Below are 23,215 nucleotides of genomic sequence, written 5' to 3' on the forward strand. Positions count from 1 at the left end.
AAGCGCTCACAATTTTTAGCACAATGGCGCAAAGCGGGCCGCAGGTAAAGGTGCAGAGCGGCTGAAAGCGAAGAGGATCACAAAAGCTTAGCGGCGATTGAGTAAAGCCACCTGCTCTGCCAGCTGTTTCAGACGCCGGGCCAGCGCTTCACCGCTCTCTTTTTGCTGCGACAGCGGCGCGCTGGAGTAGCGCCCGACCAGAGTGACCGGCAGGCGTATCTGGCAAAAGCCATCGCCCTGCGCCTGGTTATCCAGCAGCCAGTCAACGCTACGCGCGCCCGCCTCTTTGAACGCCTGGCGCACGGTGGTGAGCGGTGGCGAAAACCAGGCGCTGTCGTCGGTATCGTCATAGCCGACCACCGAGATCTGCTCCGGGACGGCAATGCCTTTTGCCGCGCAGGCGCGCAGTACGCCAAGCGCCATCTGATCGTTTGCCACCAGCACCGCCTGCGGCAGCTGCGGCCCGGCGAGTAAGCGCTGCGCTTTTTCAAACCCGGAGGCCGCGCTCCAGTCACCGTGCGCACAGGCGAAGGGAGACAGCTTTGCTTCCTCCAGCGCCGCCAGCCAGCCGCTAAAGCGGGCGCGTGCCGAAACCGAGCTCTCCGGCCCGCCGAGCAGCGCAATGCGCTGGTGCCCCAATGCCCGCAGGTGCTCAACCCCGAGGCGCGCGCCCTGAGCGGCATCAAACACCAGGCTGTTGACCGACGCCGTGTCGCTGACATCGAGAAACAGCACCGGTACCGGTGCGGCCTGCGCCGCCAGCTGCTGTGCCAGCGCATCGTCAAGCGGGACGTTAATCAGCACGCCCTCCACCCTCTGCGCCAGCAACTCCTGCAGCGCCGCCGCGCAGCTCTGCTCATCGTGCTGTTCAACCATCGAAATCATCACGCTGGCCCCCGCCTGCCCGGCGCGGCTCTTTACCGCCGAGGCAATTTGCGACGGTGCATGCAGCGCCAGATCGGTGGTCACTAGGCCAAGGGTTTTGCTGCGTTTGCCCGCCAGCTGCTGCGCGCCGCGGTTGGGCACATAGTGCAGCGCCGCCATCGCCGCCTGCACCTTTTCACGGGTGCGTGCAGAGACATGGGCCGCATCGTTGATCACGCGGGAGACGGTCTGATAAGAGACGCCGGCATGGCGGGCGACATCATAGAGAGTGATGGTTTTCATAAGCTTCCGGGCCACTGCAAATTTTATGCAGTATACCCGCTTCATCGCCCGTTGCCTGCGCGCGGTTACGGCAAGCCAAAAGAAATAACGACGAGCCACAAACGGCTCGCCGTAAACATCATCCTTAATGCTTTATTGAGATGGTTGCTGTTATTATTTGAACCATCATCACACTTTTATTTGCAATTAAAATGATGGTTTCATGACAAGTGTGTTACTGCTGGCGGGGGATGGGGAATCCTTTCAGTGAAATAATAAAGCTGTTCCCTTCTTTTTTAATTTTAGCACCAGCGTCACACCAGTCCGATGCAATGCGAAAGAACTCATCTGTGCCAATATTCCAGTCCAGACGAACTTGTTTGACGAACCCTGAGCGCAGCAGCTCGCACGCTTCACGGTAACTGTGGGCGATGGAAAGCAGTTGTTGGTTCATTTTCTCTTCTTCAGAAGTTTGCGTAGTGCTTTGATTTCTTTGGTTGTAAGTGGCGTTGCGCTCTCTTCTTCCGTGTGCTGGCTGTCGACCTCTTCCTCTGATACGCTCTCCTCTTCCACTGCCTCAAACGCCAGCAGGAGAAGCTTTTGCGTTGCCGAGCCTAAATTCTCATTATTGACTTCGGCATAATGGCGAAGTTTCTCTTTTAACGCTTCATCAATTCTTACGTTTAATACAGCGCTGGTCATGATTATCCCTTCTGGTGTGAATAAACACGCTAATTAATACACGAACTTAGGTAACCGATCCACAAATATATTTCAGAAATATAACAAGCCGAAATACCCCATAAATAATTTGCACGAGAAAGATGACATAAATATTAAATTAATATTTCATTATTATGACAATTTTAATATATGGGTGAGAAAGTACTTAGAAGAGATAAATAAATGACAGCCCGGGTGGGCTGTCGGCGCGGGCCTCAGCCGTAGAGGCGGTTCCAGTCATCGCGGGTGATCTCCCACAACTCGGTCTCTAACTCGCCCGCCACATAGTGGCCCGGTTGACGGCGAACCAGCCGCATACCGCTGCTGTGTGAGATCTTTCTCGACCGCTCGTTAGCCACCGCTTTCGGTGCGCGCAGCACCTCGCGCTTCAGGCCATTGAACCAGTAATCGGTCACCGCGTGGCACGCTTCGCGCATATAGCCCTGCCCCTGCCACTCCGGCGCCAGCCAGAAACCACGGTTGTTATCCGGCGTGTTCATCAGGCAGATAACGCCCATTAACTCGCGCTCATCCTCTTTACGACGCAGCGTCCAGAACCAGCCTTCACCGGCGCGGCTTGCCGCCAGCGCGACGTTATCAACATAGTGCTGCGCGGCACCTTCCGGGTAGGGCCATGGCACGCTGGCAATCAGGTAACGCACGATCTCCCAGCGCGGAAAAATGCGCTGGATCTGCTCAGCATCGGCAGATACCAGCGGTAGCAGGCGTAATCTTTCGGTCTCCAGAATGGGTGTGGTCATAGGCTCTCTCTCTTCAGGCCGAAAGCGTCGGCCTGTGATAACTCAGCATCCCTTAACTTCATCTGCCTGTAAACCTGACAAAAATGGCTAAGCGGCAGGTTTTACTTCTGTGACGGGAACGGGGCGCGGTGCGAAGCGAAACCACGGCAGGCAGAGCTGGATCAGCGGGCCGATGGTCAGCGCATAGAGCACCGTGCCGACGCCTAGCGTGCCGCCCAGCAGCCAGCCAATCAGCAGCACCGACAGCTCAATCACCGTACGGATGCTGCGCACCGACCAGCCGGTGCGCGCATGTACCCCGGTCATCAACCCGTCGCGCGGGCCGGAGCCAAACCCGGCACCGATATACATCGCAGTGGCAATCGCATTGACCACGATGGCGCCCGCCAGCAGCCCGCTGCGCGGCAGTATGTCACTCAGCGTCGGGATGACGGAGAGCGCAGCATCGGCTGCCAGGCCTAACACCACCACATTACTGATGGTGCCAAGCCCAGGGCGCTGGCGCAGCGGAATCCACAGCAGCAGCACCAGCGCGCCGGTGGCGATCATCACCGTGCCGATATCCAGCGCCAGCAGTTTCGCCACGCCAAGGTGAAAGACATTCCACGGGTCGGCACCGAGATCGGCGCGCACAAACATGGCGGTAGAGAGGCCGTAAAGGGATAACCCGAAATAGAGTTGCAGTAATCGACGCAGCATAGATCTTCTCCGTTTGGACAGGCTTCCATCTTCCCCGGAAATGGACTTATGATTAATGTCCAGTTTTCAGATAGTGGACTGCTTATGTCATCCCGTCGTTTTGGTAGCCAGTCGTTGCTGCGCCTGTTAGGCCACTGGCAACAATCCTCGTCCCGCACCCCGCTCTGGCGTCAGCTTGCCGATGCGCTGCGCTTGTTGATCCTCGACGGCAGGCTGGCGCTGGATACCCGTCTGCCCGGCGAGCGGGAGCTGGCGACCACGCTCTCGGTGAGCCGCACGACGATTGCCAGCGCGCTGGCGCACCTGCGCGAGGAGGGCTATCTGGAGAGCCGTCACGGCAGCGGCTCGCGGGTGATCCTGCCCGATAACCGCGCCATACCGACGCGCAGCACCGCCGGCGCGGCGCTCGATCTCTCCACCGCCGCGCTCAGCGCCGGGCCGGAGATTCACCAGGCCTATAGCCACGCCTTAACGGCAATCGCTCCCTATCTTTCGCGTACCGGGTATGGTCAGCTCGGCGTGCTGGCGCTGCGCGAAGCGATTGCCGCACGCTATACCGCGCGCGGTTTACCGACCCATGTCGATGAAGTGATGGTGGTGAATGGCGCGCTGAGCGGGCTGGCACTGGTGTTGCGTATGCTGACCGGGCCTGGCGATCGCGTGGTGGTCGATCACCCTACCTACCCGCTGGCGATTGCGGCGATTCAGGGGGCGTCGTGCAGGCCGGTTGGCGTCTCGCTGCCGCAGCGCGGCTGGGACAGCGACGGTTTTGCCGCCACGCTGGCGCAGACTGCGCCGCGCCTTGCCTACCTGATGCCCGATTATCACAATCCGACCGGGCGCTGCATGGACAGCGCGACGCGGGAAGCGATCGCCGCCATTGCCGCCCGTACGCGCACCACGCTGGTAGTGGATGAGACGATGGTCGATCTCTGGTACGAAAACGCCCCACCGCCGCCGCTTGCCGCGTTTGATAAAAGCGATACGGTTATTACACTCGGCTCGGCGGGGAAAACCTTCTGGGGCGGTTTACGGCTGGGGTGGGTTCGCGCCTCTGCGCGCACCATCGCCCACCTGGCGCAGACGCGCGACTCGCTGGAGCTGGGATCCCCGCTGCTGGAACAGCTGGCAACGCAGTGGCTGATGGCGAATGAAAGCGACTTTCTGCCAGCGCGCAGGGCGATGCTGCAAGCGCGCCGCGACCGCTGCGGCGAACTCATGGCAGATCTCTTCCCCGCGTGGCATTTTCAGCCGCCGGAGGGCGGGTTATCTTACTGGGTTGAGCTACCCGACCGGCTGGCAACGGCTTTTGCCGCACGCGCGGAAACCGAGGGCATTCATCTCGGTGCCGGGACGCGTTTCGGCCTCGACGGCGCGTTTGAGCGTAATCTCCGCATCCCCTTCGCGCTGGAGTCAACGGTGCTCGAGGATGCGCTGCTGCGCATAAAACCGCTGTGGCAGGCGCTCAATCCGGCGGCCCCGTCGTTTAAGCGCAGCGTAGTGTAAGCATCAGGAAGCGGGCGGCGTCAGCGGGGCGAGCGCCTCGCTTTTCACCCAACCAGTGGTGCTTTTGCCCTCATCGCTGAGATATTCAACCTGCGTCCACTCCCCCTGGGTTTTCAGCACGCCGACCACATCATCCTGCACGATAAAGGCTTTGCGCCGCGTCTTCTCTTCAGGCTGGCGATAGAAGTAGAGCCGCTCGGCGTGCACCTGTGCCATCGACTGCCAGTCGGTATCGCGAGTTTTGCTCAGTTCCAGCCCGTCATTAATCAACGGCGGCATCACATTGCTGCAACCATCATGAGTCTGTCCGTCGGGCACGCTAAGCGTCACGCCGTCGGCTGTTGCCGCAAGGTGCCCCGGCAGCACGGCAGTGGACCAGGAGGTGATCGTTGCATCGCCTTTTGCCGACACCTCCCCCACCAGCGAAAAGGCGCAGGTGCGCGTCACGCCGACACCGAGGGTTTCGCTGTAGTAACCGCTGATCTTGCCCTGCGGCGAGACCGCAAGCTGCAGCTCTTCATAAATGCCGGAGTGCAGCGTGGCAGCCATACCGGATGTGGAAACAAGGAGTGTTAGTAAAATTAGAGAGTTACGCATAGTGCTGAGCCTCAGGGCGATAAGTGCAGCGATTCTACACGCTTGCGCGCCCCTCCCGGTATCCCCAAAAAAGGCTATGGTTGAGAGTATCGTTCCAGGCTGGAGAAGTGAGATGAGTGAGAAAAAACGGGCGCAGTGCCACTGCGGTGCGGTGGTGTTTAACGTGACGCTGCTCGACGGCTTTAACAACGCGCGGCGCTGCAACTGCTCCTACTGCCGGATGCGCGGCGCGGTGGCAGTCACCGCGCCGCTGTCAGGCATTGATATTCTTCAGGGCAGAGAGAAGCTGACCGAGTACCGCTTTAACACCGGGGTCGCCGTCCACTTCTTCTGCTCGGTGTGCGGCATCTACACCTTCCACCAGCGCCGCTCCAACCCCGATCAATATGGCGTTAACGCGGCCTGCATTGAAGGCGTATCGCCGTTCGATTTCGCCGAAATCCCGGTCTCCGAAGGGGTCAATCACCCATCGGATGGGGGCGATAACAGCGGCGTTGCCGGGTATCTGCGCTACACCCCTGCCGGGAAGTGAAGCGGCTAACCTACTCCCGCAGCCACCAGCCGCACTCATAAGGTCTGAGCGTGCCGGTGGCGGGCAGTTGCGCGCCATCCGCGTAGTTGCCGTAGAGCAGACGCCAGCCCGCTTCATCGGGCAGACACACTTCGCTCAGCGCCAGCGGCTCGCCGCTGAGGTTGGCAATCACCCGCAGGGTTTGCTCCTCATCTTGCCGCTGATAGCACCAGCAGGCGGGCGAATCGGGGTCGAGATCCTGATAGTCGCCAAAGGTGAGCACCGGCAGGTTTTTGCGCAGCGCAATCAGTTGCCGATAGGTGTGCAGCACTGAATCATTATCCGCCATCTCACTGACCACGTTGATCTGCCGGTAGTTATCCGCCACGTCAATCCAGCTTTCGCCGTCGGTAAAACCGGCGTTCTCGCTGTCATCCCACTGCACCGGCGTTCTGCCGTTATCGCGGGATTTGTGCGCCAGCACCGCCAGCACATCTTTTTCATCCTGATGCAGGCGCAGGATTTTGAACATATTCAGGCTTTCGACATCGCGGTATTGATCGATGCGGCTGAAGTGCGGATTGGTCATGCCAATCTCTTCGCCCTGGAAGATATAGGGCGTGCCCTGCATACCGTGCAGCACCATCGCCAGCATTTTCGCTGAGACGGTGCGCAGCGCCCCATCATCCCCCAGCCGGGAAACGATGCGCGGCTGATCGTGGTTACACCAGAAGAGCGCGTTCCATGCCAGCTTGTGCATCCCGCGCTGCCATTCGGCGAAAATCCGCTTTAGTGCCACCCGATCCGGCGGCGCAAGCCGCCACTTCTCACCCTGCGGATAGTCGATTTTCAGGTGGTGAAAGTTAAAGGTCATCGACAGCTCTTTGCCATCCAGCCGCGCATAGCGCTGGCAGTGCTCAAGCCGGGTGGATGACATTTCGCCCACCGTCATCAACCCGCGCGGCTGAAAGACATCGCGGCTCATCTCTTCGAGAAAGTCGTGAATCGCCGGGCCGTCGGTGTAGAAACGGCGGCCGTCACCCTCATCATCATCCGGCAAATCGGGGTGCTTTGAGACCAGGTTGATGACATCCAGCCGCAGCCCGTCCACACCCTTATCCGCCCAGAAGTGGCAGACCGCTTTCAGGGCGTTGCGCACTTCCGGGTTCTCCCAGTTGAGATCCGCCTGCTGGGCAGAGAAGGAGTGCAGATAGTACTGCTGCGTCTCCTCGTGCCAGCACCAGGCGCTGCCGCCAAACTTGGAGTGCCAGTTATTGGGCAGCCGCCCCTCTTTACCGTCGCGCCAGATATAGAAGTTGCGCCACGGGCTGTTACGGTCGCTGGCAGCGGCTTTGAACCACGCATGCTCCGTGGAGGTATGGTTAAACACCATATCCATCACCACCTTGATGCCGCGCTGATGGGCGGCGTCAACCAGCGCCTCAAAATCCGCCATGGTGCCAAACAGCGGATCGATGGCGTAGTAATCCGCCACGTCATAGCCGTTATCCACCTGCGGCGAGAGGTAAACTGGCGTCAGCCAGATGGCGCTTACGCCGAGCCACTGGAGATAATCAAGGCGGCGCACAATGCCCTGAAGATCGCCGAGGCCATTGCCGGTACTGTCCTGAAAACTGCGCGGGTAGATCTGGTAAATCACGCCGTTTTGCCACCACGGAACATTACGTTTGCTCATTGCGTCGATCCCTTTTTCACACCACCAGCAGCTTGCCCGCTGCCTGCTTACGTTTATAGATAACCGTGGTCAGCACGAGCGGGATCACAATCGCCACCAGCATCGCCAGACCATAAATCGACCAGTACTGGGTTTTCACCGAGAGGATGGCCGGTAAGCCGCCGACGCCAATGCCGTTCGCCATCACGCCGGTTAGCCCGCAAATCAGCCCGGCGCAGGCACCGCCGACCATGCCGCAGAGCATCGGGAAGCGATACTTCATATTGATGCCGTACATCGCCGGTTCCGTCACGCCGAGATAGGCCGAGATGGCGGCAGGCACTGAGATCTCCCGTTCATTAACCTTCTTGCTCACCAGGATAATGCCGACGACTGCGGAACCCTGCGCAATGTTGGAGAGCGCGATAATCGGCCAGACCGGCGTGCCGCCGAGGTTCTGGATCAGTTGCAGGTCGACCGCCAGCGTAGTCTGGTGCACACCGGTGATCACCAGCGGCGCATAGAGGAAGCCAAACAGCGCGGAGCCAATCGGCGCAAACGGCCCGGTCATCAGATGGCTGACGCCCCAGGCGATGCCGTTACCCACCACACGGCCGAACGGCCCGATGATGGTATGCGCGAGGAACACCGCAATCAGCAGCGAGAGCACCGGCACCACCACCAGCGTCAGGTAATCCGGCACGATGCGTTTCAGCTTCAGCTCAATCCACGCCAGCGTCAGGCCAGCCAGAATCGACGGAATAACCTGCGACTGGTAGCCCACTTTATCGATGGAGAACCAGCCAAAGTTCCACACTTCCGGCGTCTGCTGCCCGAGCAGATAGGCGTTCATCAGCTGCGGAGAGACCAGCGTAATCCCCAGCACGATGCCGAGGATCGGCGTGCCGCCCATCTTCTTCACCACCGACCAGCAGATACCGACCGGAATGTAGAAGAAGATCGCCTCGCCAATCAGCCATAAGAAGTCGTAGATGCTTTTCCACACCGGCGACGCTTCAGTGAGAGGCGCGTCATTGAACAGCGGCAGATCGCCAATCAGGTTGCGGAAACCGAGGATCAGACCGCCGCTGATAAGCGCCGGCAGCAGCGGAAAGAAGATCTCCGCAAAGTGGGAGATGAGGCTCTCATGCCACTTCATATTCTGCCGCGCCACGCGCTTGGCGCTCTCTTTGTCGGTGCCGCTCACCTGCGTATGTTGCAACAGCAGTTGATACCAGTCGCCGACATCGGTGCCAATTACCACCTGAAACTGCCCGGCGTTGGTAAAGCAGCCCTTCACCATCGGCAATTTTTCAATCTCCGCGGGCTTGGCTTTTTTCGGATCGTTAAGCACAAAACGTAAACGGGTAATACAGTGACTGACGGTAGCGACGTTCTCTTTGCCGCCGACCAATTCAATAAGTTTATCAATATCCTGGGGGTTACTTTTTATCGCCATCTTTTCTCTTCCAGCAGGTTTTGATGAGTGAGCTGTTGTTATTACAGCTTTTCGTAAAAACTCTTACTCTGAACCGAGCGATAGAGACCATAGCGGCAACCTATACTTCCGCCTAGTTGGAACGTTCCAATTTTAGCAGGCGATCACAAAATAAACGGTGCAGCGCAGCGGCACAGAGAGGTGCCTTAGGGGATTCATTAATGCTAGTATCGCCGGGTCCGATCTTCAGGAGGCCCGTGCGGGAATGAGTGATAAAAAGCTAACGTTAAACGACATCGCCAAACTGTGCGGCGTCGGAAAGTCCACGGTCTCGCTGGTGATCAACAACAGCGATAAAGTGAAGAAAGCGACCCGTGAACGCGTTGAAGCGATTATCAAAGAGCAGGGTTACACGCCATCGAAAGCCGCCCAGGCGCTGCGCTCGCAGCGGGAAAAGATCATCGGTGTGATCGTCACGCGTCTCGATTCCGCCTCGGAAAATCAGGCCATTCGCGCCATTCTGCCGCAGATCTATCAGCATGAGTACGATGCGATTTTAATGGAGAGCCTGCTCGATCCCACCCTGCTTGCCGCGCACCTTAACGTGCTGGCGCAGCGCAATGTCGAAGGGGTGATTCTGTTCGGCTTTTCCGGCGTCGATAAGAGCCTGGTAAAAGGGTGGAAAGATAAGCTGGTGCTCATCTCCAGCGCCCTGCCGGAAGTGGCGTCGGTGGTCTACGATAACGTCGGCGCGGTCAATGTGCTGATGGAGAAGATGCGCGACGCGGGCCATCGCAGCGTCTCCTATATCGGTGTCACCACTAACGATCCCACTACCGGGAATATCCGTTACCAAACCTACCTTGAGCGGTGTGAAGCGTTTGGCATGACGCCGCACGCGGCGCTCGGCGATCTGAGCTATCAGAGCGGTTACGACCTGGCGAAAGGGCTACTCACTGCCGAGAGCGGCGCGCTGATTTGCGCCTCTGACACCATCGCCATGGGCGCGATTAAATACATTCAGCAGCAGGGGTGGAAGATTAAAGTCGGCAGTATCGGCAGCACGCCGCTGATGACCTTCCTGCAACCCGATGTGCTGAGCGTCAAAATGGGCTATCAGCAGGCGGGGCTGAAAGCCTCGCAGCTGCTGCTGGAGATGCTGCACGGAACGCGTACGCAAGAGCATATTGTTATCCCCTGCACCTTCCAGTAACGCCCAACGGAAATGACGCCTTCGTCAGACGAAAGCGTCAATCGCCCGTCTTAACGGTAGACCAGGCCGCCATCAATCAGGATCGCCTGACCGGTGACATAGTCGGAATCCGGCCCGGCGAGGTAGGCCACCAGCCCGGCCACATCTTCCGGCGTCTCAGCGCGGCCCAGCGCAATACCCTCAACATATTTCTTGTAGGTTTCACCCAGCGGCGCGCCGGTGATATCGGAGAAGCGGCGGTCAATCTCCTCCCACATGCCGGTGCCGACAATGCCCGGGCAGTAAGCGTTAACGGTAATGCCGCGGCTGGCATACTCTTTTGCCGCCGTCTGGGTTAAGGCGCGAACGGCGAATTTGGTCGCCGAGTAGACGCCCAGCAGCGCGAAACCATCATGCCCGGCAATCGAGCAGGCGTTGATGATCTTCCCCTTCTGCTGACGGTCGATAAACTTCTTCGCCGCCGCCTGGATGCCCCACAATGTCCCCTGCACGTTGATGCGCATAATGCGATCCACCTCTTCCGGGGTGACATCAGCCAGCGGCTGCACCTGCGCGATACCAGCGTTATTGACGATAATGTCAAAGCCGCCCAGCGCCTCTTCCGCGTGATCGATTGCCGCATAGACCTGATCGCGCTGTGAAATGTCAGCGACAAAGGTCGCCACTTTACGACCCAGCGCCTGCACCTCTTTCGCCACCGCCTCAAGGTTGGCGGCGTTCATATCCACCAGCATCAGCGACGCCCCCTCTTTCGCAAGGCGAAGCGCAATCCCACGTCCAATTCCCTGGCCTGCGCCGGTTACCAGCGCCACTTTATTATCAATAGTCATGCTTTCTCTCTTATGGTTTGAGTTACAACTGCGCCGCAACAGACTGTCGCGGCAAACTTCACTACCTATTCATTGGTGCAGCGCGCGCCCGTCGGCGGCGAGGATCGCTTCATGCATCGCTTCAGAAAGGGTTGGATGGGCAAAGATCACCTCGTGCAGGCTCTCCTCCGTTGCCTCCAGCGTATGGGCAATGCCAAATCCCTGAATCTGCTCCGTCACATCGCTGCCCACCATATGCGCGCCGAGCAGCTCGCCGCTCTGCGCATCAAACAGGGTTTTGACAAAGCCCTGCGGTTCGCCAAGGGCCAGCGCTTTGCCGTTGGCCTGATAGGGGAAAACGCCGACGCGGATTTCCCGCCCGCAGGCACGCGCGCGTGCTTCGGTTAAACCGAGGCTGGCCACCTGCGGCCGGGTGTAGGTGCAGCGGGGAATAAAATCAGGGCTGATGGGTGCCGCGACGGGCAGCCCGGCGAGCGCCTCGACGCAGCGCACGCCCTCATAGCTCGCTTTGTGCGCAAGGCACGGCGCGCCCGCGACATCGCCGATGGCGTAGAGGCCGAAGACATTGGTGCGACCGCGATCGTCGACCTGAATAAAGCCGCGCGCCATCTCAACGCCGAGCGCCTCAAGGCCAAGGTTTTCGATATTCGGCTGAATACCGGCGGCGCAGAGCACGCGATCCACCTCCAGCGTCTGCTCGCCGTCGGCAGTTTTCAGCAGGCAGCTGACGCGATCGCCGTTGACCGTCGCTGAGCGGATCTGCGCCCCGGTGAAGATCTGCATTCCGCGTTTCGCAAACTGCTGCTGCACCTGGGCTGAGACATCGCGATCCTCGAGCGGCAGGATCTGATCCGCCAGCTCCACCAGCGTCACCTCACAGCCGAGATCGTTATAGAGACTGGCGAACTCCGCGCCGATAGCACCGGAGCCGATCACCAGCAGCGAACGCGGCAGCGCGGCGGGGTTGAGCGCCTCAAAGTAGGTCCAGATATGGCTTTTATCCGCTTCAATACCCGGTAGCGCACGCGGACGTGCACCGGTCGCGAGGATGATGTGATCGGCGCGGAACTCCTGCTCGCCGCCGTCGATACCGCGCACCGCCACCCGCCCCTTCTCCAGCAGGCGGCCTTCGCCGTTGATCACCGTGACGTTGTGCTTTTTCAGCAGGAAGGCGACGCCGTCGGTCAGCCGCTGCGACACCGAGCGGCTGTACTCTACCAGACGGCGGATCTCAAAAGCGATCTCGCCGACGCTAAACCCCAGCTGATCGGCATGGCGCATGGCATGCCCGACCTCAGCGCCGTGCAGCATCGCTTTGGTCGGAATGCAGCCCCAGTTAAGGCAGATACCGCCAAGGTGTGTTTTCTCCACCAGCGCGGTGCGCAAGCCTAACTGCCCGGCGCGGATGGCGGCGACGTAGCCGCCCGGCCCGCCGCCGATAATCAGCACATCAAAGCTGTTATTCACCGCGCGCCTCCTCAACCAGCATCAGAGAAGGCGTTTCGATAGCGCGTTGCAGATGCTGCATAAAGGTCGCGCCGACCGCGCCATCAATCACCCGGTGATCGCACGACAGCGACAGCGTCAGCCGTTCACGCGCCACGATCTGCCCTTCATGCACCACCGCGCGGGATTCCGCCGCCCCCACCGCCAGAATCGCGCACTGCGGCGGGTTGATAATGGCGTCGAACTGGCGGATGCCGAACATGCCGAGATTGGAGATGCAGAAGGTGCCGCCCTGAAAATCCTCCGCTTTCAGCGTGCCCGCTTTGGTGCGCGTCACCAGCTCATGCAGTTGCCGGGAGATGGCACCGACCGTTTTGCGATTCGCCTCGCGCAGAATTGGCGTATAGAGCCCGCCGGGTAGCGCCACGGCGATGGCAATATCAGCGGTGTGAAAACGGCGAATGGTCTGCGAGGCCTCGTCATACTGCACGTTCATCTCCGGCACGCTCATCAGCGCCTGGGCGCAGGCTTTCACCAGCAGATCGTTGAGCGTCACTTTTAGCGACGGCAGCGCGCTGTTCACTTCCCGGCGCAGCGCCTGAAGGCGCGTCAGATCGACCTCGCTGACGAGGCGAAAATGGGGCGCGTTGCGTTTGGACTCCTGCAAACGGCTGGCGATAGTGCGCCGCATCGCCGAGAGCGGCTGGCTGTCGTACGCCGCGCGCTCTTCAACCGCTTCTGCTGTTCGGGCAACGCTCTTCTCACCGCTGCCACGCAGCGCGGCTAATGCCTCCACATCGGCGCGGCTGACGCGCCCGGCCGAGCCTGAGCGGCGGCAGTCATGCAGATTGATCCCCAACTGGCTTGCCAGACGGCGCGCGATGGGTGTTGCCGGGATCTGGCTATCATCCTGCGTAGTGTGGCGCGGTTTCGCTTTTACCGCCGCGCGCGGCTGCAACTCGGCGCTGCCGCCGCCCGTGGTAATGGCTGCCTGCAAATCGGCGACGGAGATGCGCCCTTCGCGACCGGAGCCGCTTACCTTACTCAGATCGATGCCCTGCTTTTTCGCCAGCCGCAGAGCATGCGATGTGGCATTCACCTGCGTCTCATCGGTTTCGCCGCGCAGCGCCGCCGGGATCGCATCCTGCGCGGCGGGTTTTGCCGGTACAGGTGCTGAAGGTTCAGATGAGGTTATCGCTGCTGGCGCGGGTGTCGATGGCGCGGAGTCTGCCGCAGGCTGCGACGTACCGCTGTTGAGGCTGGCGGCAAAAGCGTCGAGTTCGCTGTCGCTTACCTGCTCATCGGCCACCAGCGCCAGCACCGCGCCAACCGGCAGCGTATCGCCCGGCTGAGCCAGTACCCGGCGCAGCACGCCGTCCCACGGCGCTTCCAGCACGTTGGTTATCTTGCTGGTTTCAATTTCACAAATATCCTGCCCCTGGCTGAAGGCGCTACCCTCTTTAATCAGCCACTGAGCCAGCGTCCCCTCTTCCATCGAGAGCCCCCATTTGGGGATCTCCAGCGTGCGGATTGTGCTCATGGTTACGCCTCCATCAGTTGTCGAACGGCGGCCTCAATGCGATCCACATCAGGGATCCAGAGTTTCTCCAGCGCGGGCGAGAAGGGAACCGGGGTGTGCGGCGGGGTAATTAACACGATCGGCGCTTTCAGGAAGTGGAACGCCTGCGAGGCGATCAGCGCCGCCACATCATGGGCGAAGCCGAAGCGCGCGGCGGACTCATCGACAATCACCACCCGTCCAGTAGAAGCAACGGATTCGAGAATGCCCTCCTCGTCCAGCGGCGACACGGTGCGCGGATCGACCACCTCAACGGAGATACCCTCTTTCAGCAGTTTGTCCGCCACCTGGTTGGCTTTATGCACCATCGCCGAGAGGGCAATAATGGTGACATCCTCCCCTTCGCGGGTGTAATTGGCCTGGCCCAACGGCACGGTATAGCTCTCGTCCGGCACCTCGCCTTTCATGTCGTAGAGCATCTTGTGTTCGCAGAAGACCACCGGATCGTCGTCGCGAATCGACTGGATCAGCAGCCCTTTGGCGTCATAGGGCGATGAGGGCACTACCACTTTCAGCCCCGGCGTGGTGGCAAAAATGTTGTAGGGTGACTGGGAATGCTGGGCGGCAGCCGAAAAACCGGCTCCGATCATGCCGCGCACCACCAGCGGCGCTTTCGCCTTGCCGCCGAACATATAGCGGAATTTCGCCGCCTGGTTGTAGAGCGCATCGTGGCTGACGCCGAAGAAATCCATAAACATCAGTTCCGCCACCGGGCGTAAGCCGGTGACCGCCGCGCCAGCAGCCATGCCGATAATCGCTGATTCAGTGATTGGCGTATCAATCACCCGTGCCGAGCCAAACTGGGTCCACAGCCCTTTGGTAACGCCGAGTACGCCACCGAAGGCCTCCACTTTCGCCTCTTCCGGCGCGTTGCCGCCGTGGCCGCCGCGCAGATCTTCACCGATCAGCACCACGCTTTCATCGCGCGCCATCTCTTGCGCCAGCGCGTCGCGGATTGCTTCGCGGTAAGTTTTGATTGTCATGACGGGCTCCTCAGTAAGAGACGTAAACGTCGGTCAGCAGGCTTTCCGCCACCGGGTAGCCAGCGGCGCGGGCTTTGATCACCGCATCGTCGACCTGCGCTTTCACGTCGGCGTCGATCGCCTCCAGCGCCTCGCGCGTGAGCTTTTCTGCCGTTTTGCTGGCGAAAATCTTCAGCGGATCGTGATCGGCGCGCAGGCGCTCAATCTCCCCTTCCCCCCGGTAAAGCCCCGGATCGCCCTCAAAGTGGCCGTGCCAGCGGAACGCTTTCGCCTCAATCACGCTCGGCCCGCCGCCTTCACGGGCGCGCTTCACTGCCTCAGCCGTTGCTTCGTAAACGGCAAAGAAATCGGTGCCGTCTACAGTGACGGCAGGCAGGCCAAACCCGGCGGCGCGCCCGGCGATATCGCGACCGCCAACGGCGTAGTTATGCCCGGTCGCTTCACCGTAACCGTTGTTTTCAAAGACGAAGATGGCGGGCAGTTGCAGCACCACCGCCATGTTGATGGCTTCAAACACCAGCCCCTGGTTGGAGCCGCCGTCGCCGGTAAATGAGACGGCAACGCCGCCGTTATTGCGGGTTTTCGCCGTCAGCGCCGCGCCAATCACCAGCGGCGGCGCACCGCCGACAATGGCGTTCGCGCCGAGCATCCCTTTCGAGAGGTCGGCAATGTGCATCGAGCCGCCCTTGCCGCGACAGAGACCGGCGTCTTTACCGAAGATCTCCGCCATCATCGCGTGGATATCGCACCCTTTGGCGATGCAGTGGCCGTGCCCGCGGTGGGTGGAGCCGATGTAGTCCGTCTGCTGTAAGTTCTCGCAGACGCCGACGGCAATCGCCTCTTCGCCGGTATACAGGTGGATGAATCCGGGAATGTCACCGCTGGTGTTTTCAGTGTGCAGGCGCTCCTCGAATTCACGTATTTCACGCATTTTGCGATAAGCCTTTAACAGCTGTTGTGTGTTCAGCTCCATAGCTCCGTCCTCAGGTTGTATACCCGCGAGCGCCAGCACGGCGACCGGCAGGGGTTGCGGAAGTGGGGTTACTCTATAAGCGGGTCTTAAGGGGGGATAACCCCCCAATTGGGGGGGAGAGCGGGACTAAAAGAGATAAATGCGATAAGGGTCAAGTTCTGGCAGGTTACAGGCGGGTGTCAGTTACTTACACTTAGCAGCGACTTTCGTGAACAGGGGCAGGCTCGTATGAAATCGTTGACCTCAACAGACTCTCTGCTTGCGGCCAGCTATCGCGAGGAACCTTTCCGCTTCACGCGCCGGCTGCCGCTGATCCTCACCAAATTAACCCCACCCCGCTCGCCGGGCGTGCTGCTTGAGCGTGACCGCCTGTTGGCCAGGCTGGATGCGGCCGCCGACGGCGCACTGACGCTTCTCTGCGCCGCGGCCGGTTCCGGGAAAACTACCCTGCTGGCGCAGTGGTATCGCCGTCGCCGCGAGCAAGGTGATGCCATCGGCTGGCTAAGCCTGGAGGAGGATGAGAACGATCCGGCGCAGTTTGCCCGCTACCTGGTCACCGCCCTGAAACCGCTCTACAGCGGCTGGGGCGAGGCGCTCGAACCCTTTTTGCAGGGCGATATGACGCCGGATCTCTCGGTGCTGCTGGCGGAGTTGACCAACCAGCTGCACCGCTGCCCGCACCCGGTGTGGTTGATCCTTGATGATTACCACGCCCTGACCCACTCCGCGCTGCACGAAGGCATAAGCTGGCTGATCAACCACGCGCCCGATTCGTTGCACCTGATTATTGGCAGCCGTTTTCGCCCGCCGCTGGCGCTGAGCCGCCTGGCATTACAGGATGCGCTCAACGAACTGCACGACGAAGATCTGCGTTTCACCCTCGCCGAAGCGCAGGACTACCTCAGCGACGCCGCGCGCACGGCGATCCCCGGCGCGCAGGATGTTCAGCGGCTGATGCTTGCCACAGAGGGCTGGGTGGCCGGGATCAAGATCGCCGCGCTGGCACCGGACTGGCACCACGATCCGCAGCGCTTTCTGGCGCGTATTCCCTCCGGCTCGCGCACGCTGGCGCGCTATCTCGATGAGGTGATCTTTACCCCGCTGCCGGAGGCGGTGGTCGATTTTCTGCTACAAACCGCGATTCTTAACCGACTGACCCCGGCGCTGTGCGATGCGCTGACCGGGCGCGAGGACGGCGAAGCGATGCTTGGCTGGATCCAGCAGCATAATCTGTTTATCACCGCGCTGGATGAGCACGGCGGCTGGTTTCGCTATCACCACCTGATGCGCGACGCGCTGCTGGCCCGCTTGCAGCAGAGCGAACCGGCGCGCGTGCGGCAGCTGCATGAGCGCGCCAGCAACTGGTTTGCCGGGCAGCAACTCTGGGCCGAGGCGGTGCGCCACGCGCTGGCAGCGGGAAAAAGCGGCGCGCGGCATGCCGAAGCCAGCGCGCAGTCTCTCGCCGAAGAGGGGGATATCGACACGCTGGTGCGCTGGATGCACTTTCTGCCGCTGACGCCCGATCCGTCGCGCATTGATTTGCAGCTCAATCTCGCCTGGGCGCTGGCGCACCACTTCCGCTTTCAGGCTTCGCGCGAACTTCTCGACGGCATTGAAGCGATGGCGCACGACGCCGCGCTGTCGCACAGCGTGCGGGTCAAGCTGCGGGTGGTGCGGGCGATTTGTGAAGCCTTTGCCGAGAATATTGAACTGAGCGTGGCGCTGGTGGAGCCGTTACTGGCAGAGATCCCCTGCGGTGATCGCTGGGTGGATGGGCTGGTGTGCAACATTCTCAGCTACTGCCACCTCGTTAATGCCCGGCCGGGGCAGGCGCTGGCGGTGCAGAGCAGGTTGCCGGAGCTGAAGGTGGCAAACCGCAATCTGTTTGTTGATGTCTGGCGCGCCTTTGTTATCGCCCAGGCCCATTTACGCCAGGGCAATCTGGCTGATGCAAAACGGGTTGCTGCGCAGACGCTACAGGCCGCCGAGGCGCAAACCGGCAGCAACTCCAGCAGCGGCGCAACGCTGGCACCAATTCTGGCGGAGGTTGCCTGGGAGCGCGACGAGCGGCAGGATATCGACGCCCTGCTGGCGCTGCGCCTGGAGATGATCGAGACCTTTTGCCCCCCGGAAGGGCTAAGCCGCTGCTTTATCGTGCTCTCACGCCAGGCGGCGCTTAACGGCCAGCTTGCAGAGGCGAAACGGCTTCTTACCTATGGCGGCGAGCTGACGCGCCAGCGCCAGTGGCTGCGCGCGCAGGCGGCACTGCTGGCGGAAACGGTTGAACTGTATCTGCGTGATGAGGCGCTCTCCCCTGCGCTGGAGATGCTGGACGCGCTCCGGCAGTTGCACAGTGAACATGCTGAAAACGGGGCGATCGGCTTTTATCGACGGGTCAGCGAAAGCCGCATCGCCCTTGCTGAAGGTCATGCTCATCAGGCTGCTGCTGCCTTTGCAGCGCTGGCCGACGAGCAGCAGCAGCGCGGCGAAGCGCTCTCTGCCCTGCGCTTACGTCTGGCGCAGGCCGTTGCCCTCTGGCATGCCGGGGCGTATGAACAGGCGGGTATGGTTTTCACCTCGCCGCTGCAACAGGCGCTTGAGCGAGGTTTACTGCGCAGCCTGCTCGATCTCGGTTCGGTATTAGTAGGGCTGCTCGACGAGTTGCTTGCCCGCCAGGCCACGCCGGGGGCGCTCCGGCAACAGGCTGCAACCCTGCGACAGCAGGCGGTGGAGCTGTTTGGTTTACCACCGAAACGGCACGATGAGGCGGAAGAGACGCGCTATCTCACCGAGCGCGAGCAGCAGACGCTTGAGCTTATCGCCAGCGGTCACTCGAACAAGGAGATTGCCCGCGTGCTGGGGATTTCGGCGGAGACGGTCAAATGGCACTTAAAACAGATGTATGAGAAGTTGCAGGTCAGCAGCCGGATGCAGGCGGTAAACCAGGCGCGGGAGTGGAAGTTGCTGAAAGTGGAGTAGTGCGGTGCGCTGCGTAACAGCGGCTGAAATGGGTGGGGGCCCTGCCAGCTACATCCCGGCACACACGTCCTTTGCCCTGGCTGCTTCCTTCCGGACCTGACCTGGTGAACAAAGTAGCATTGCGGGAGAACCAACAGGGCCCCCATTGAGAGCGAAGGTTGATAACCAACGCGCTGGCGCATTATCCCCATCCGGCAGGGCAATTGCAACCCATAGGCTGACGGATGCTGGTTTCTTGCGCAATCGCCCCTTCACAGCGGGTAAATCGCTGTTTATGCTGCCCCCTTCTCTGCTCAGGAGCATGTGATGGATACGCAAGACTCTTTTCCCCGCCGGGTTTGGCAAATCGTCGCCGCCATTCCGGAGGGTTATGTCACTACCTATGGCGAGGTGGCGAAACTAGCTGGCTCTCCGCGCGCGGCACGCCAGGTCGGCGGCGTGTTAAAGCGCTTACCGGAGGGCAGCACGCTGCCGTGGCATCGGGTGGTCAATCGTTATGGCGTTATTTCGCTGAGCGGGCCGGATCTGCAAAGGCAACGTCAGGCACTGCTGGCTGAGGGCGTAGTGGTGTCGGGAAGTGGCGAGATTGATTTGAACAAGTATCGCTGGCGCTATGAGTAGCTCCTCCCCCGCAGGAGAGGAGCAACAGACACGCAGATTAGTACTGGGTCGGCGCCGGAGTGGCGTTAGACGGGGTAACCTGGGTTGGTGAGGTCGACGGTACGGTGTTCGGCGTACCACCGCTCTGCTGTAGCGGAACCGCAGTCTGCTGTACCGGAACCAGCGTCAGGTCGACTTTGGTGCCGCCCTGGTTGATAACCGGCTTAACCGAGTCGGTGATAAACACCATCTTGTTGTCGACGGTGATCGCTGCACTCAGCAGGATACGCGCGTTCGGCTGGATGTCGGCCGGGTTAAACGGCAGGACATAGCTGTACGGCGGCTGTTTGCCATCGGTGCGTACCGCTTTCTGCGCCAGCACTTTCGACGGCGCGTTGGCCTGGGTGGCATCAGAAACGGTAACGGTTAACACCGCATCCGGCGGCAGCGCCACTTTCTGACGGATCCAGACCGTACCGGTCACGCTTGGCTGAGCAATCGCCGCTTTATTCGTGGGGGACGGCGCATTGGGATTAGGTGCCGGCGTTGGAATATCGCCGCCTTTTTGGGCGCACGCCGATAACGCGACTGCGACTGCTAAACCACTTAACATGGGCACGAGTTTCATTGATCTCTCCTTATCTTCAATGCACCTGCAGGCGCAGCGCCTGCCAGATGTGTGTGGCTAAACCTTCGTAACCTGAACAAGTGTGGCACATATACCCGATATATTCCTGTAAACACCTATTCATTCAGATTATTGCACCCATCGGACCACTCCATTTTCCAGGTTATACTCAGGCAATATATGCTACGTCAGCCGCTATTTATTTGAGGAATTGTATGAGTCAGGCGCTATCTAATCTGCTGGCATTATTGAATCTGGAAAAAATTGAAGAGGGGCTGTTCCGTGGACAGAGCGAAGATTTAGGTCTGCGCCAGGTCTTTGGCGGCCAGGTGGTTGGGCAGGCGCTCTATGCGGCGAAAGAGACCGTTCCGGCAGACCGCCTGGTGCACTCCTTCCACAGCTACTTTTTGCGCCCCGGTGATAGCCAGAAACCGATTGTTTATGACGTGGAAGTGCTGCGCGACGGCAACAGCTTTAGCGCCCGCCGCGTGGCGGCGGTGCAGAACGGCAAGCCCATTTTCTATATGACCGCCTCCTTCCAGGCTCCGGAGCCGGGTTATGAGCATCAAAAAACGATGCCCGCCGCGCCCGCGCCGGACTCGCTCAAATCAGAAACAGAGATCGCCCGCGATCTCTCGCACCTGCTGCCGCCCGGCGTGAAGGAGAAGTTCCTCAGCGACAAGCCGCTGGAGATCCGCCCGGTCGAGTTCCATAACCCACTGAAGGGCCATGTGGCCGATCCGGTGCGCCAGGTGTGGATCCGCGCTAACGGCGTGCTGGATGAAGACTTCCGCATCCATCAATATCTGCTTGGCTACGCCTCGGACTTTAACTTCCTGCCGGTGGCATTGCAGCCGCACGGCGTTGGCTTCCTTGAGCGCGGTATGCAGGTGGCGACTATCGACCACTCAATGTGGTTCCACCGCCCGTTCAATATGAATGACTGGCTGCTCTACAGCGTGGAGAGCACCTCCGCCTCCAGCGCCCGTGGTTTTGTACGAGGCGAATTTTATACCCAGGATGGTGTGCTTGTGGCCTCCAGCGTGCAGGAAGGAGTGATGCGTAACCGCAACTAAGCCGGTTGTGTTATCGCCAAAAGAAAAGCCTCCGCATGCGGAGGCTTTTTTATGCTCAGGAGATACTCAACTTATCAGGCGTTGTAGGCGTTTTCACCGTGGCTGTTGACGTCCAGCCCTTCACGCTCTTGCTCTTCCGGTACACGCAGGCCAACCGTCATATCCGCCAGTTTGTAGCCGATAAAGGCGACTACCGCAGACCAGACAATGGTGATGCCCACGCTCTCCAGCTGCACCAGCACCTGGTGGCCCATGGTGACGCCGGAGGCGAAGCCCACGCCGCCGAGGGAGGTGGAGGCGAAGATGCCCGTCAGGATACAGCCGATAATGCCGCACACGCCGTGAACGCCGAAGACATCACACGGGTCATCGACGCGCAGCATACGTTTCAGTGCCGTCACGCCCCACAGACCGGCCAGACCGCACACCAGACCAACAATCAGCGCGCCGCCGACACCGACATAACCACACGCCGGGGTGATACCAACCAGGCCAGCAATCGCACCGGAGCAGGCACCGAGCAGCGAAGGCTTGCCGCGCATTGCCCACTCGCCAAAGACCCAGGAGAGGATCGCGGCAGCAGTGGCGACCACGGTGTTCACAAAGGCCAGCGCGGCGATTTCGTTGGCGCTGCTCGCCGAACCGGCGTTGAAGCCGAACCAGCCAACGTAGAGGATCGCAGTACCAATAAAGACCATCGGCAGGTTGTGCGGTTTAAACGCCTCTTTGCCGAAGCCGACACGTTTGCCAATCAGATACGCGCCCACCAGGCCTGCAATCGCGGCGTTAATGTGCACCACCGTACCGCCCGCAAAGTCGAGCGCGCCGTGGGTTGCCAGCAGACCGCCACCCCATACCATGTGCGCAATCGGCACATAGGAGAGCGTCATCCACACCACCACAAAGATCAGCACCGCAGAGAAGCGAATACGCTCGGCGAGCGCGCCGACGATAAGCCCCACGGTGATGCAGGCGAAGGAGCCCTGGAAGGCAACATGGATGTATTGATAGATGCTGCCCATCACGTCGGTGAGGGCGATATTTTTCAGCATCACCCAGTTGAAGCTGCCGAAGAAGCTATTGCCTTCACTGAAGGCGAGCGAGTAGCCGTAGACCACCCAGAGAATGCAGACCAGCGCGAAGGTAACCGCCACCTGGGTCAGCATTGAGAGCACGTTTTTGCCACGGATCAGGCCGCCGTAAAAGAGCGCGATGCCCGGAATGGACATAAACAGCACCAGCGCGGTGCAAATCATCATAAAACCGTTATCGGCTTTATCCGCAACGGCCGGCGCGGCAAGCGCCAGGCCCGGCAGCAAAGCCAGCGAGGCAAGGGTAGCTTTTACTGTTTTCATTCTCATTTTTCCGATCCCTATCACTGTGTGTCAGCTATTACAGCGCCGCTTCGTCGGCTTCACCGGTACGAATACGGATCACGCGTTCGAGTTCGGCAACGAAAATTTTGCCGTCGCCAATTTTTCCGGTGTAGGCCGCTTTGCTGATGATATCGATCACCTCATCAAGCTGATCGTCGGCGATCGCCACGTCGATTTTTACTTTTGGCAGGAAGTTGACGCTGTATTCCGCACCGCGGTAAAGCTCGGCATGCCCCTTCTGACGGCCAAACCCTTTTACTTCCGTCACGGTCAGCCCCTGAATACCAATCGAAGAGAGCGCTTCACGCACATCTTCAAGTTTGAATGGCTTAATCACCACGGTTACCAGCTTCATAGATTCCCCTCACTCGACATTCGCAAATGGACGCAGCCAACATGAGGAAGGTATTGCAAGGGGTGTGCCAGAAATGTGAAGGCGCGCGTTTTCGTGCAATAAAGAGACAAAGCCAGAAGCG

The 23,215-nt window shown here is 60.1% G+C and carries 22 protein-coding genes and 1 other RNA gene; 6 read left to right on the forward strand and 17 right to left on the reverse strand.

What is annotated here, in order from left to right; genetic code table 11:
• Positions 1-87 precede the first annotated feature (87 nt).
• From ABIC80_RS19560 to ABIC80_RS19580, 5 genes are all read right to left on the reverse strand, one after another.
• Positions 88-1,167 (reverse strand): LacI family DNA-binding transcriptional regulator, encoded by a 1,080-nt coding sequence (locus tag ABIC80_RS19560; RefSeq protein ID WP_429178343.1) that lies wholly within the window; start codon positions 1,165-1,167, stop codon positions 88-90.
• A gap of 214 nt (positions 1,168-1,381) precedes the next feature.
• Complete coding sequence (locus tag ABIC80_RS19565; protein ID WP_023478265.1) at positions 1,382-1,600, reverse strand: hypothetical protein; 219 nt, start codon at positions 1,598-1,600, stop codon at positions 1,382-1,384.
• Positions 1,597-1,848, reverse strand: a complete 252-nt coding sequence (locus ABIC80_RS19570) for a hypothetical protein (protein ID WP_023478273.1) — start codon at positions 1,846-1,848, stop codon at positions 1,597-1,599. The genes ABIC80_RS19565 and ABIC80_RS19570 overlap by 4 nt, the downstream gene beginning before the upstream one ends.
• Before the next feature lie 236 nt (positions 1,849-2,084).
• The gene (locus tag ABIC80_RS19575) at positions 2,085-2,630 is read right to left on the reverse strand and encodes a GNAT family N-acetyltransferase (protein ID WP_128483493.1); all 546 of its coding nucleotides are present in this window, start codon (positions 2,628-2,630) and stop codon (positions 2,085-2,087) included.
• Between the two features lie 87 nt (positions 2,631-2,717).
• Complete coding sequence (locus ABIC80_RS19580) at positions 2,718-3,329, reverse strand: YczE/YyaS/YitT family protein (protein WP_313162643.1); 612 nt, start codon at positions 3,327-3,329, stop codon at positions 2,718-2,720.
• An 84-nt stretch (positions 3,330-3,413) separates the two neighbouring features.
• Here ABIC80_RS19580 and ABIC80_RS19585 point away from each other — a divergent pair, with 84 nt between their 5' ends.
• Positions 3,414-4,835 (forward strand): PLP-dependent aminotransferase family protein, encoded by a 1,422-nt coding sequence (locus ABIC80_RS19585; protein WP_429178345.1) that lies wholly within the window; start codon positions 3,414-3,416, stop codon positions 4,833-4,835.
• 3 nt (positions 4,836-4,838) lie between these two features.
• Here the strand turns inward: ABIC80_RS19585 and ABIC80_RS19590 are convergent, their stop codons facing one another.
• The gene (locus ABIC80_RS19590) at positions 4,839-5,432 is read right to left on the reverse strand and encodes a hypothetical protein (RefSeq protein ID WP_200135426.1); all 594 of its coding nucleotides are present in this window, start codon (positions 5,430-5,432) and stop codon (positions 4,839-4,841) included.
• 112 nt (positions 5,433-5,544) lie between these two features.
• On the opposite strand from ABIC80_RS19590, the gene ABIC80_RS19595 reads away from it, so the two are divergent.
• Positions 5,545-5,964, forward strand: coding sequence for a GFA family protein (locus ABIC80_RS19595; protein ID WP_094419537.1), 420 nt, complete (start codon positions 5,545-5,547; stop codon positions 5,962-5,964).
• Between the two features lie 10 nt (positions 5,965-5,974).
• Here the strand turns inward: ABIC80_RS19595 and treC are convergent, their stop codons facing one another.
• Both treC and treB read right to left on the reverse strand, forming a co-directional pair.
• The gene (gene treC / locus ABIC80_RS19600) at positions 5,975-7,639 is read right to left on the reverse strand and encodes an alpha,alpha-phosphotrehalase (protein ID WP_429178347.1); all 1,665 of its coding nucleotides are present in this window, start codon (positions 7,637-7,639) and stop codon (positions 5,975-5,977) included.
• A gap of 16 nt (positions 7,640-7,655) precedes the next feature.
• Entirely contained in the window at positions 7,656-9,077 is a 1,422-nt protein-coding gene (gene treB / locus ABIC80_RS19605; protein WP_076769485.1) for a PTS trehalose transporter subunit IIBC, read from the reverse strand.
• 244 nt (positions 9,078-9,321) lie between these two features.
• Between treB and treR the strand changes: the two genes are divergently transcribed.
• On the forward strand, positions 9,322-10,269 hold the full coding sequence (gene treR, locus ABIC80_RS19610) for a trehalose operon repressor TreR (RefSeq protein ID WP_263753094.1): 948 nt from the start codon (positions 9,322-9,324) through the stop codon (positions 10,267-10,269).
• Positions 10,270-10,319: 50 nt separating this feature from the next.
• On the opposite strand, the gene ABIC80_RS19615 is transcribed toward treR, so the two are convergent.
• From ABIC80_RS19615 to ABIC80_RS19635, 5 genes are all read right to left on the reverse strand, one after another.
• Positions 10,320-11,099 carry an acetoin reductase gene (locus ABIC80_RS19615; protein WP_042717102.1) on the reverse strand — a complete coding sequence of 260 codons (780 nt, stop codon included), beginning with the start codon at positions 11,097-11,099 and terminating at the stop codon, positions 10,320-10,322.
• 69 nt (positions 11,100-11,168) lie between these two features.
• Entirely contained in the window at positions 11,169-12,566 is a 1,398-nt protein-coding gene (gene lpdA, locus ABIC80_RS19620; RefSeq protein ID WP_429178348.1) for a dihydrolipoyl dehydrogenase, read from the reverse strand.
• Positions 12,559-14,085 (reverse strand): 2-oxo acid dehydrogenase subunit E2, encoded by a 1,527-nt coding sequence (locus tag ABIC80_RS19625; RefSeq protein WP_429178350.1) that lies wholly within the window; start codon positions 14,083-14,085, stop codon positions 12,559-12,561. The genes lpdA and ABIC80_RS19625 overlap by 8 nt, the downstream gene beginning before the upstream one ends.
• A 2-nt stretch (positions 14,086-14,087) precedes the next feature.
• Positions 14,088-15,107: an alpha-ketoacid dehydrogenase subunit beta gene (locus tag ABIC80_RS19630; protein ID WP_094419532.1), complete on the reverse strand. Its 1,020-nt coding sequence runs from the start codon at positions 15,105-15,107 to the stop codon at positions 14,088-14,090.
• A gap of 10 nt (positions 15,108-15,117) precedes the next feature.
• Positions 15,118-16,080: a thiamine pyrophosphate-dependent dehydrogenase E1 component subunit alpha gene (locus ABIC80_RS19635; protein ID WP_429178352.1), complete on the reverse strand. Its 963-nt coding sequence runs from the start codon at positions 16,078-16,080 to the stop codon at positions 15,118-15,120.
• 228 nt (positions 16,081-16,308) lie between these two features.
• On the opposite strand from ABIC80_RS19635, the gene ABIC80_RS19640 reads away from it, so the two are divergent.
• Positions 16,309-19,059 carry a LuxR C-terminal-related transcriptional regulator gene (locus ABIC80_RS19640; RefSeq protein WP_429178354.1) on the forward strand — a complete coding sequence of 917 codons (2,751 nt, stop codon included), beginning with the start codon at positions 16,309-16,311 and terminating at the stop codon, positions 19,057-19,059.
• A gap of 39 nt (positions 19,060-19,098) precedes the next feature.
• On the opposite strand, the gene ffs is transcribed toward ABIC80_RS19640, so the two are convergent.
• Positions 19,099-19,195, reverse strand: an RNA gene (gene ffs / locus ABIC80_RS19645) — signal recognition particle sRNA small type.
• 170 nt (positions 19,196-19,365) lie between these two features.
• Here ffs and ABIC80_RS19650 point away from each other — a divergent pair.
• Complete coding sequence (locus ABIC80_RS19650; protein WP_023478280.1) at positions 19,366-19,680, forward strand: MGMT family protein; 315 nt, start codon at positions 19,366-19,368, stop codon at positions 19,678-19,680.
• Between the two features lie 37 nt (positions 19,681-19,717).
• Here ABIC80_RS19650 and ABIC80_RS19655 read toward each other — a convergent pair whose 3' ends face one another.
• Complete coding sequence (locus ABIC80_RS19655; protein ID WP_429178355.1) at positions 19,718-20,287, reverse strand: YbaY family lipoprotein; 570 nt, start codon at positions 20,285-20,287, stop codon at positions 19,718-19,720.
• A gap of 215 nt (positions 20,288-20,502) precedes the next feature.
• On the opposite strand from ABIC80_RS19655, the gene tesB reads away from it, so the two are divergent.
• The gene (gene tesB, locus ABIC80_RS19660) at positions 20,503-21,363 is read left to right on the forward strand and encodes an acyl-CoA thioesterase II (protein WP_023478293.1); all 861 of its coding nucleotides are present in this window, start codon (positions 20,503-20,505) and stop codon (positions 21,361-21,363) included.
• A gap of 74 nt (positions 21,364-21,437) precedes the next feature.
• On the opposite strand, the gene amtB is transcribed toward tesB, so the two are convergent.
• Together amtB and glnK are read right to left on the reverse strand one after the other, a co-directional pair.
• The gene (amtB, locus tag ABIC80_RS19665) at positions 21,438-22,724 is read right to left on the reverse strand and encodes an ammonium transporter AmtB (protein ID WP_023478272.1); all 1,287 of its coding nucleotides are present in this window, start codon (positions 22,722-22,724) and stop codon (positions 21,438-21,440) included.
• 31 nt (positions 22,725-22,755) lie between these two features.
• Positions 22,756-23,094 carry a P-II family nitrogen regulator gene (gene glnK / locus ABIC80_RS19670; protein WP_023478250.1) on the reverse strand — a complete coding sequence of 113 codons (339 nt, stop codon included), beginning with the start codon at positions 23,092-23,094 and terminating at the stop codon, positions 22,756-22,758.
• Between the last annotated feature and the right edge of the window lie 121 nt (positions 23,095-23,215).

The sequence above is a fragment of the Kosakonia sp. 1610 genome, assembly GCF_050435845.1.
In the GTDB taxonomy this organism is placed as follows: domain Bacteria; phylum Pseudomonadota; class Gammaproteobacteria; order Enterobacterales; family Enterobacteriaceae; genus Kosakonia; species Kosakonia cowanii.

Coding starts and splice junctions, on each gene's coding strand:
- ABIC80_RS19570 (WP_023478273.1), bottom strand. CDS start 1,848: ATGACCAGCGCTGTATTAAACGTAAGAATTGATGAAGCGTTAAAAGAG.
- glnK (WP_023478250.1), bottom strand. CDS start 23,094: ATGAAGCTGGTAACCGTGGTGATTAAGCCATTCAAACTTGAAGATGTG.
- ABIC80_RS19650 (WP_023478280.1), top strand. CDS start 19,366: ATGGATACGCAAGACTCTTTTCCCCGCCGGGTTTGGCAAATCGTCGCC.
- ABIC80_RS19580 (WP_313162643.1), bottom strand. CDS start 3,329: ATGCTGCGTCGATTACTGCAACTCTATTTCGGGTTATCCCTTTACGGC.
- ABIC80_RS19640 (WP_429178354.1), top strand. CDS start 16,309: ATGAAATCGTTGACCTCAACAGACTCTCTGCTTGCGGCCAGCTATCGC.
- amtB (WP_023478272.1), bottom strand. CDS start 22,724: ATGAGAATGAAAACAGTAAAAGCTACCCTTGCCTCGCTGGCTTTGCTG.
- ABIC80_RS19585 (WP_429178345.1), top strand. CDS start 3,414: ATGTCATCCCGTCGTTTTGGTAGCCAGTCGTTGCTGCGCCTGTTAGGC.
- treB (WP_076769485.1), bottom strand. CDS start 9,077: ATGGCGATAAAAAGTAACCCCCAGGATATTGATAAACTTATTGAATTG.
- ABIC80_RS19560 (WP_429178343.1), bottom strand. CDS start 1,167: ATGAAAACCATCACTCTCTATGATGTCGCCCGCCATGCCGGCGTCTCT.
- ABIC80_RS19615 (WP_042717102.1), bottom strand. CDS start 11,099: ATGACTATTGATAATAAAGTGGCGCTGGTAACCGGCGCAGGCCAGGGA.
- ABIC80_RS19630 (WP_094419532.1), bottom strand. CDS start 15,107: ATGACAATCAAAACTTACCGCGAAGCAATCCGCGACGCGCTGGCGCAA.
- tesB (WP_023478293.1), top strand. CDS start 20,503: ATGAGTCAGGCGCTATCTAATCTGCTGGCATTATTGAATCTGGAAAAA.
- ABIC80_RS19595 (WP_094419537.1), top strand. CDS start 5,545: ATGAGTGAGAAAAAACGGGCGCAGTGCCACTGCGGTGCGGTGGTGTTT.
- ABIC80_RS19655 (WP_429178355.1), bottom strand. CDS start 20,287: ATGAAACTCGTGCCCATGTTAAGTGGTTTAGCAGTCGCAGTCGCGTTA.
- ABIC80_RS19635 (WP_429178352.1), bottom strand. CDS start 16,080: ATGGAGCTGAACACACAACAGCTGTTAAAGGCTTATCGCAAAATGCGT.
- ABIC80_RS19575 (WP_128483493.1), bottom strand. CDS start 2,630: ATGACCACACCCATTCTGGAGACCGAAAGATTACGCCTGCTACCGCTG.
- ABIC80_RS19590 (WP_200135426.1), bottom strand. CDS start 5,432: ATGCGTAACTCTCTAATTTTACTAACACTCCTTGTTTCCACATCCGGT.
- ABIC80_RS19565 (WP_023478265.1), bottom strand. CDS start 1,600: ATGAACCAACAACTGCTTTCCATCGCCCACAGTTACCGTGAAGCGTGC.
- treR (WP_263753094.1), top strand. CDS start 9,322: ATGAGTGATAAAAAGCTAACGTTAAACGACATCGCCAAACTGTGCGGC.
- ABIC80_RS19625 (WP_429178350.1), bottom strand. CDS start 14,085: ATGAGCACAATCCGCACGCTGGAGATCCCCAAATGGGGGCTCTCGATG.
- treC (WP_429178347.1), bottom strand. CDS start 7,639: ATGAGCAAACGTAATGTTCCGTGGTGGCAAAACGGCGTGATTTACCAG.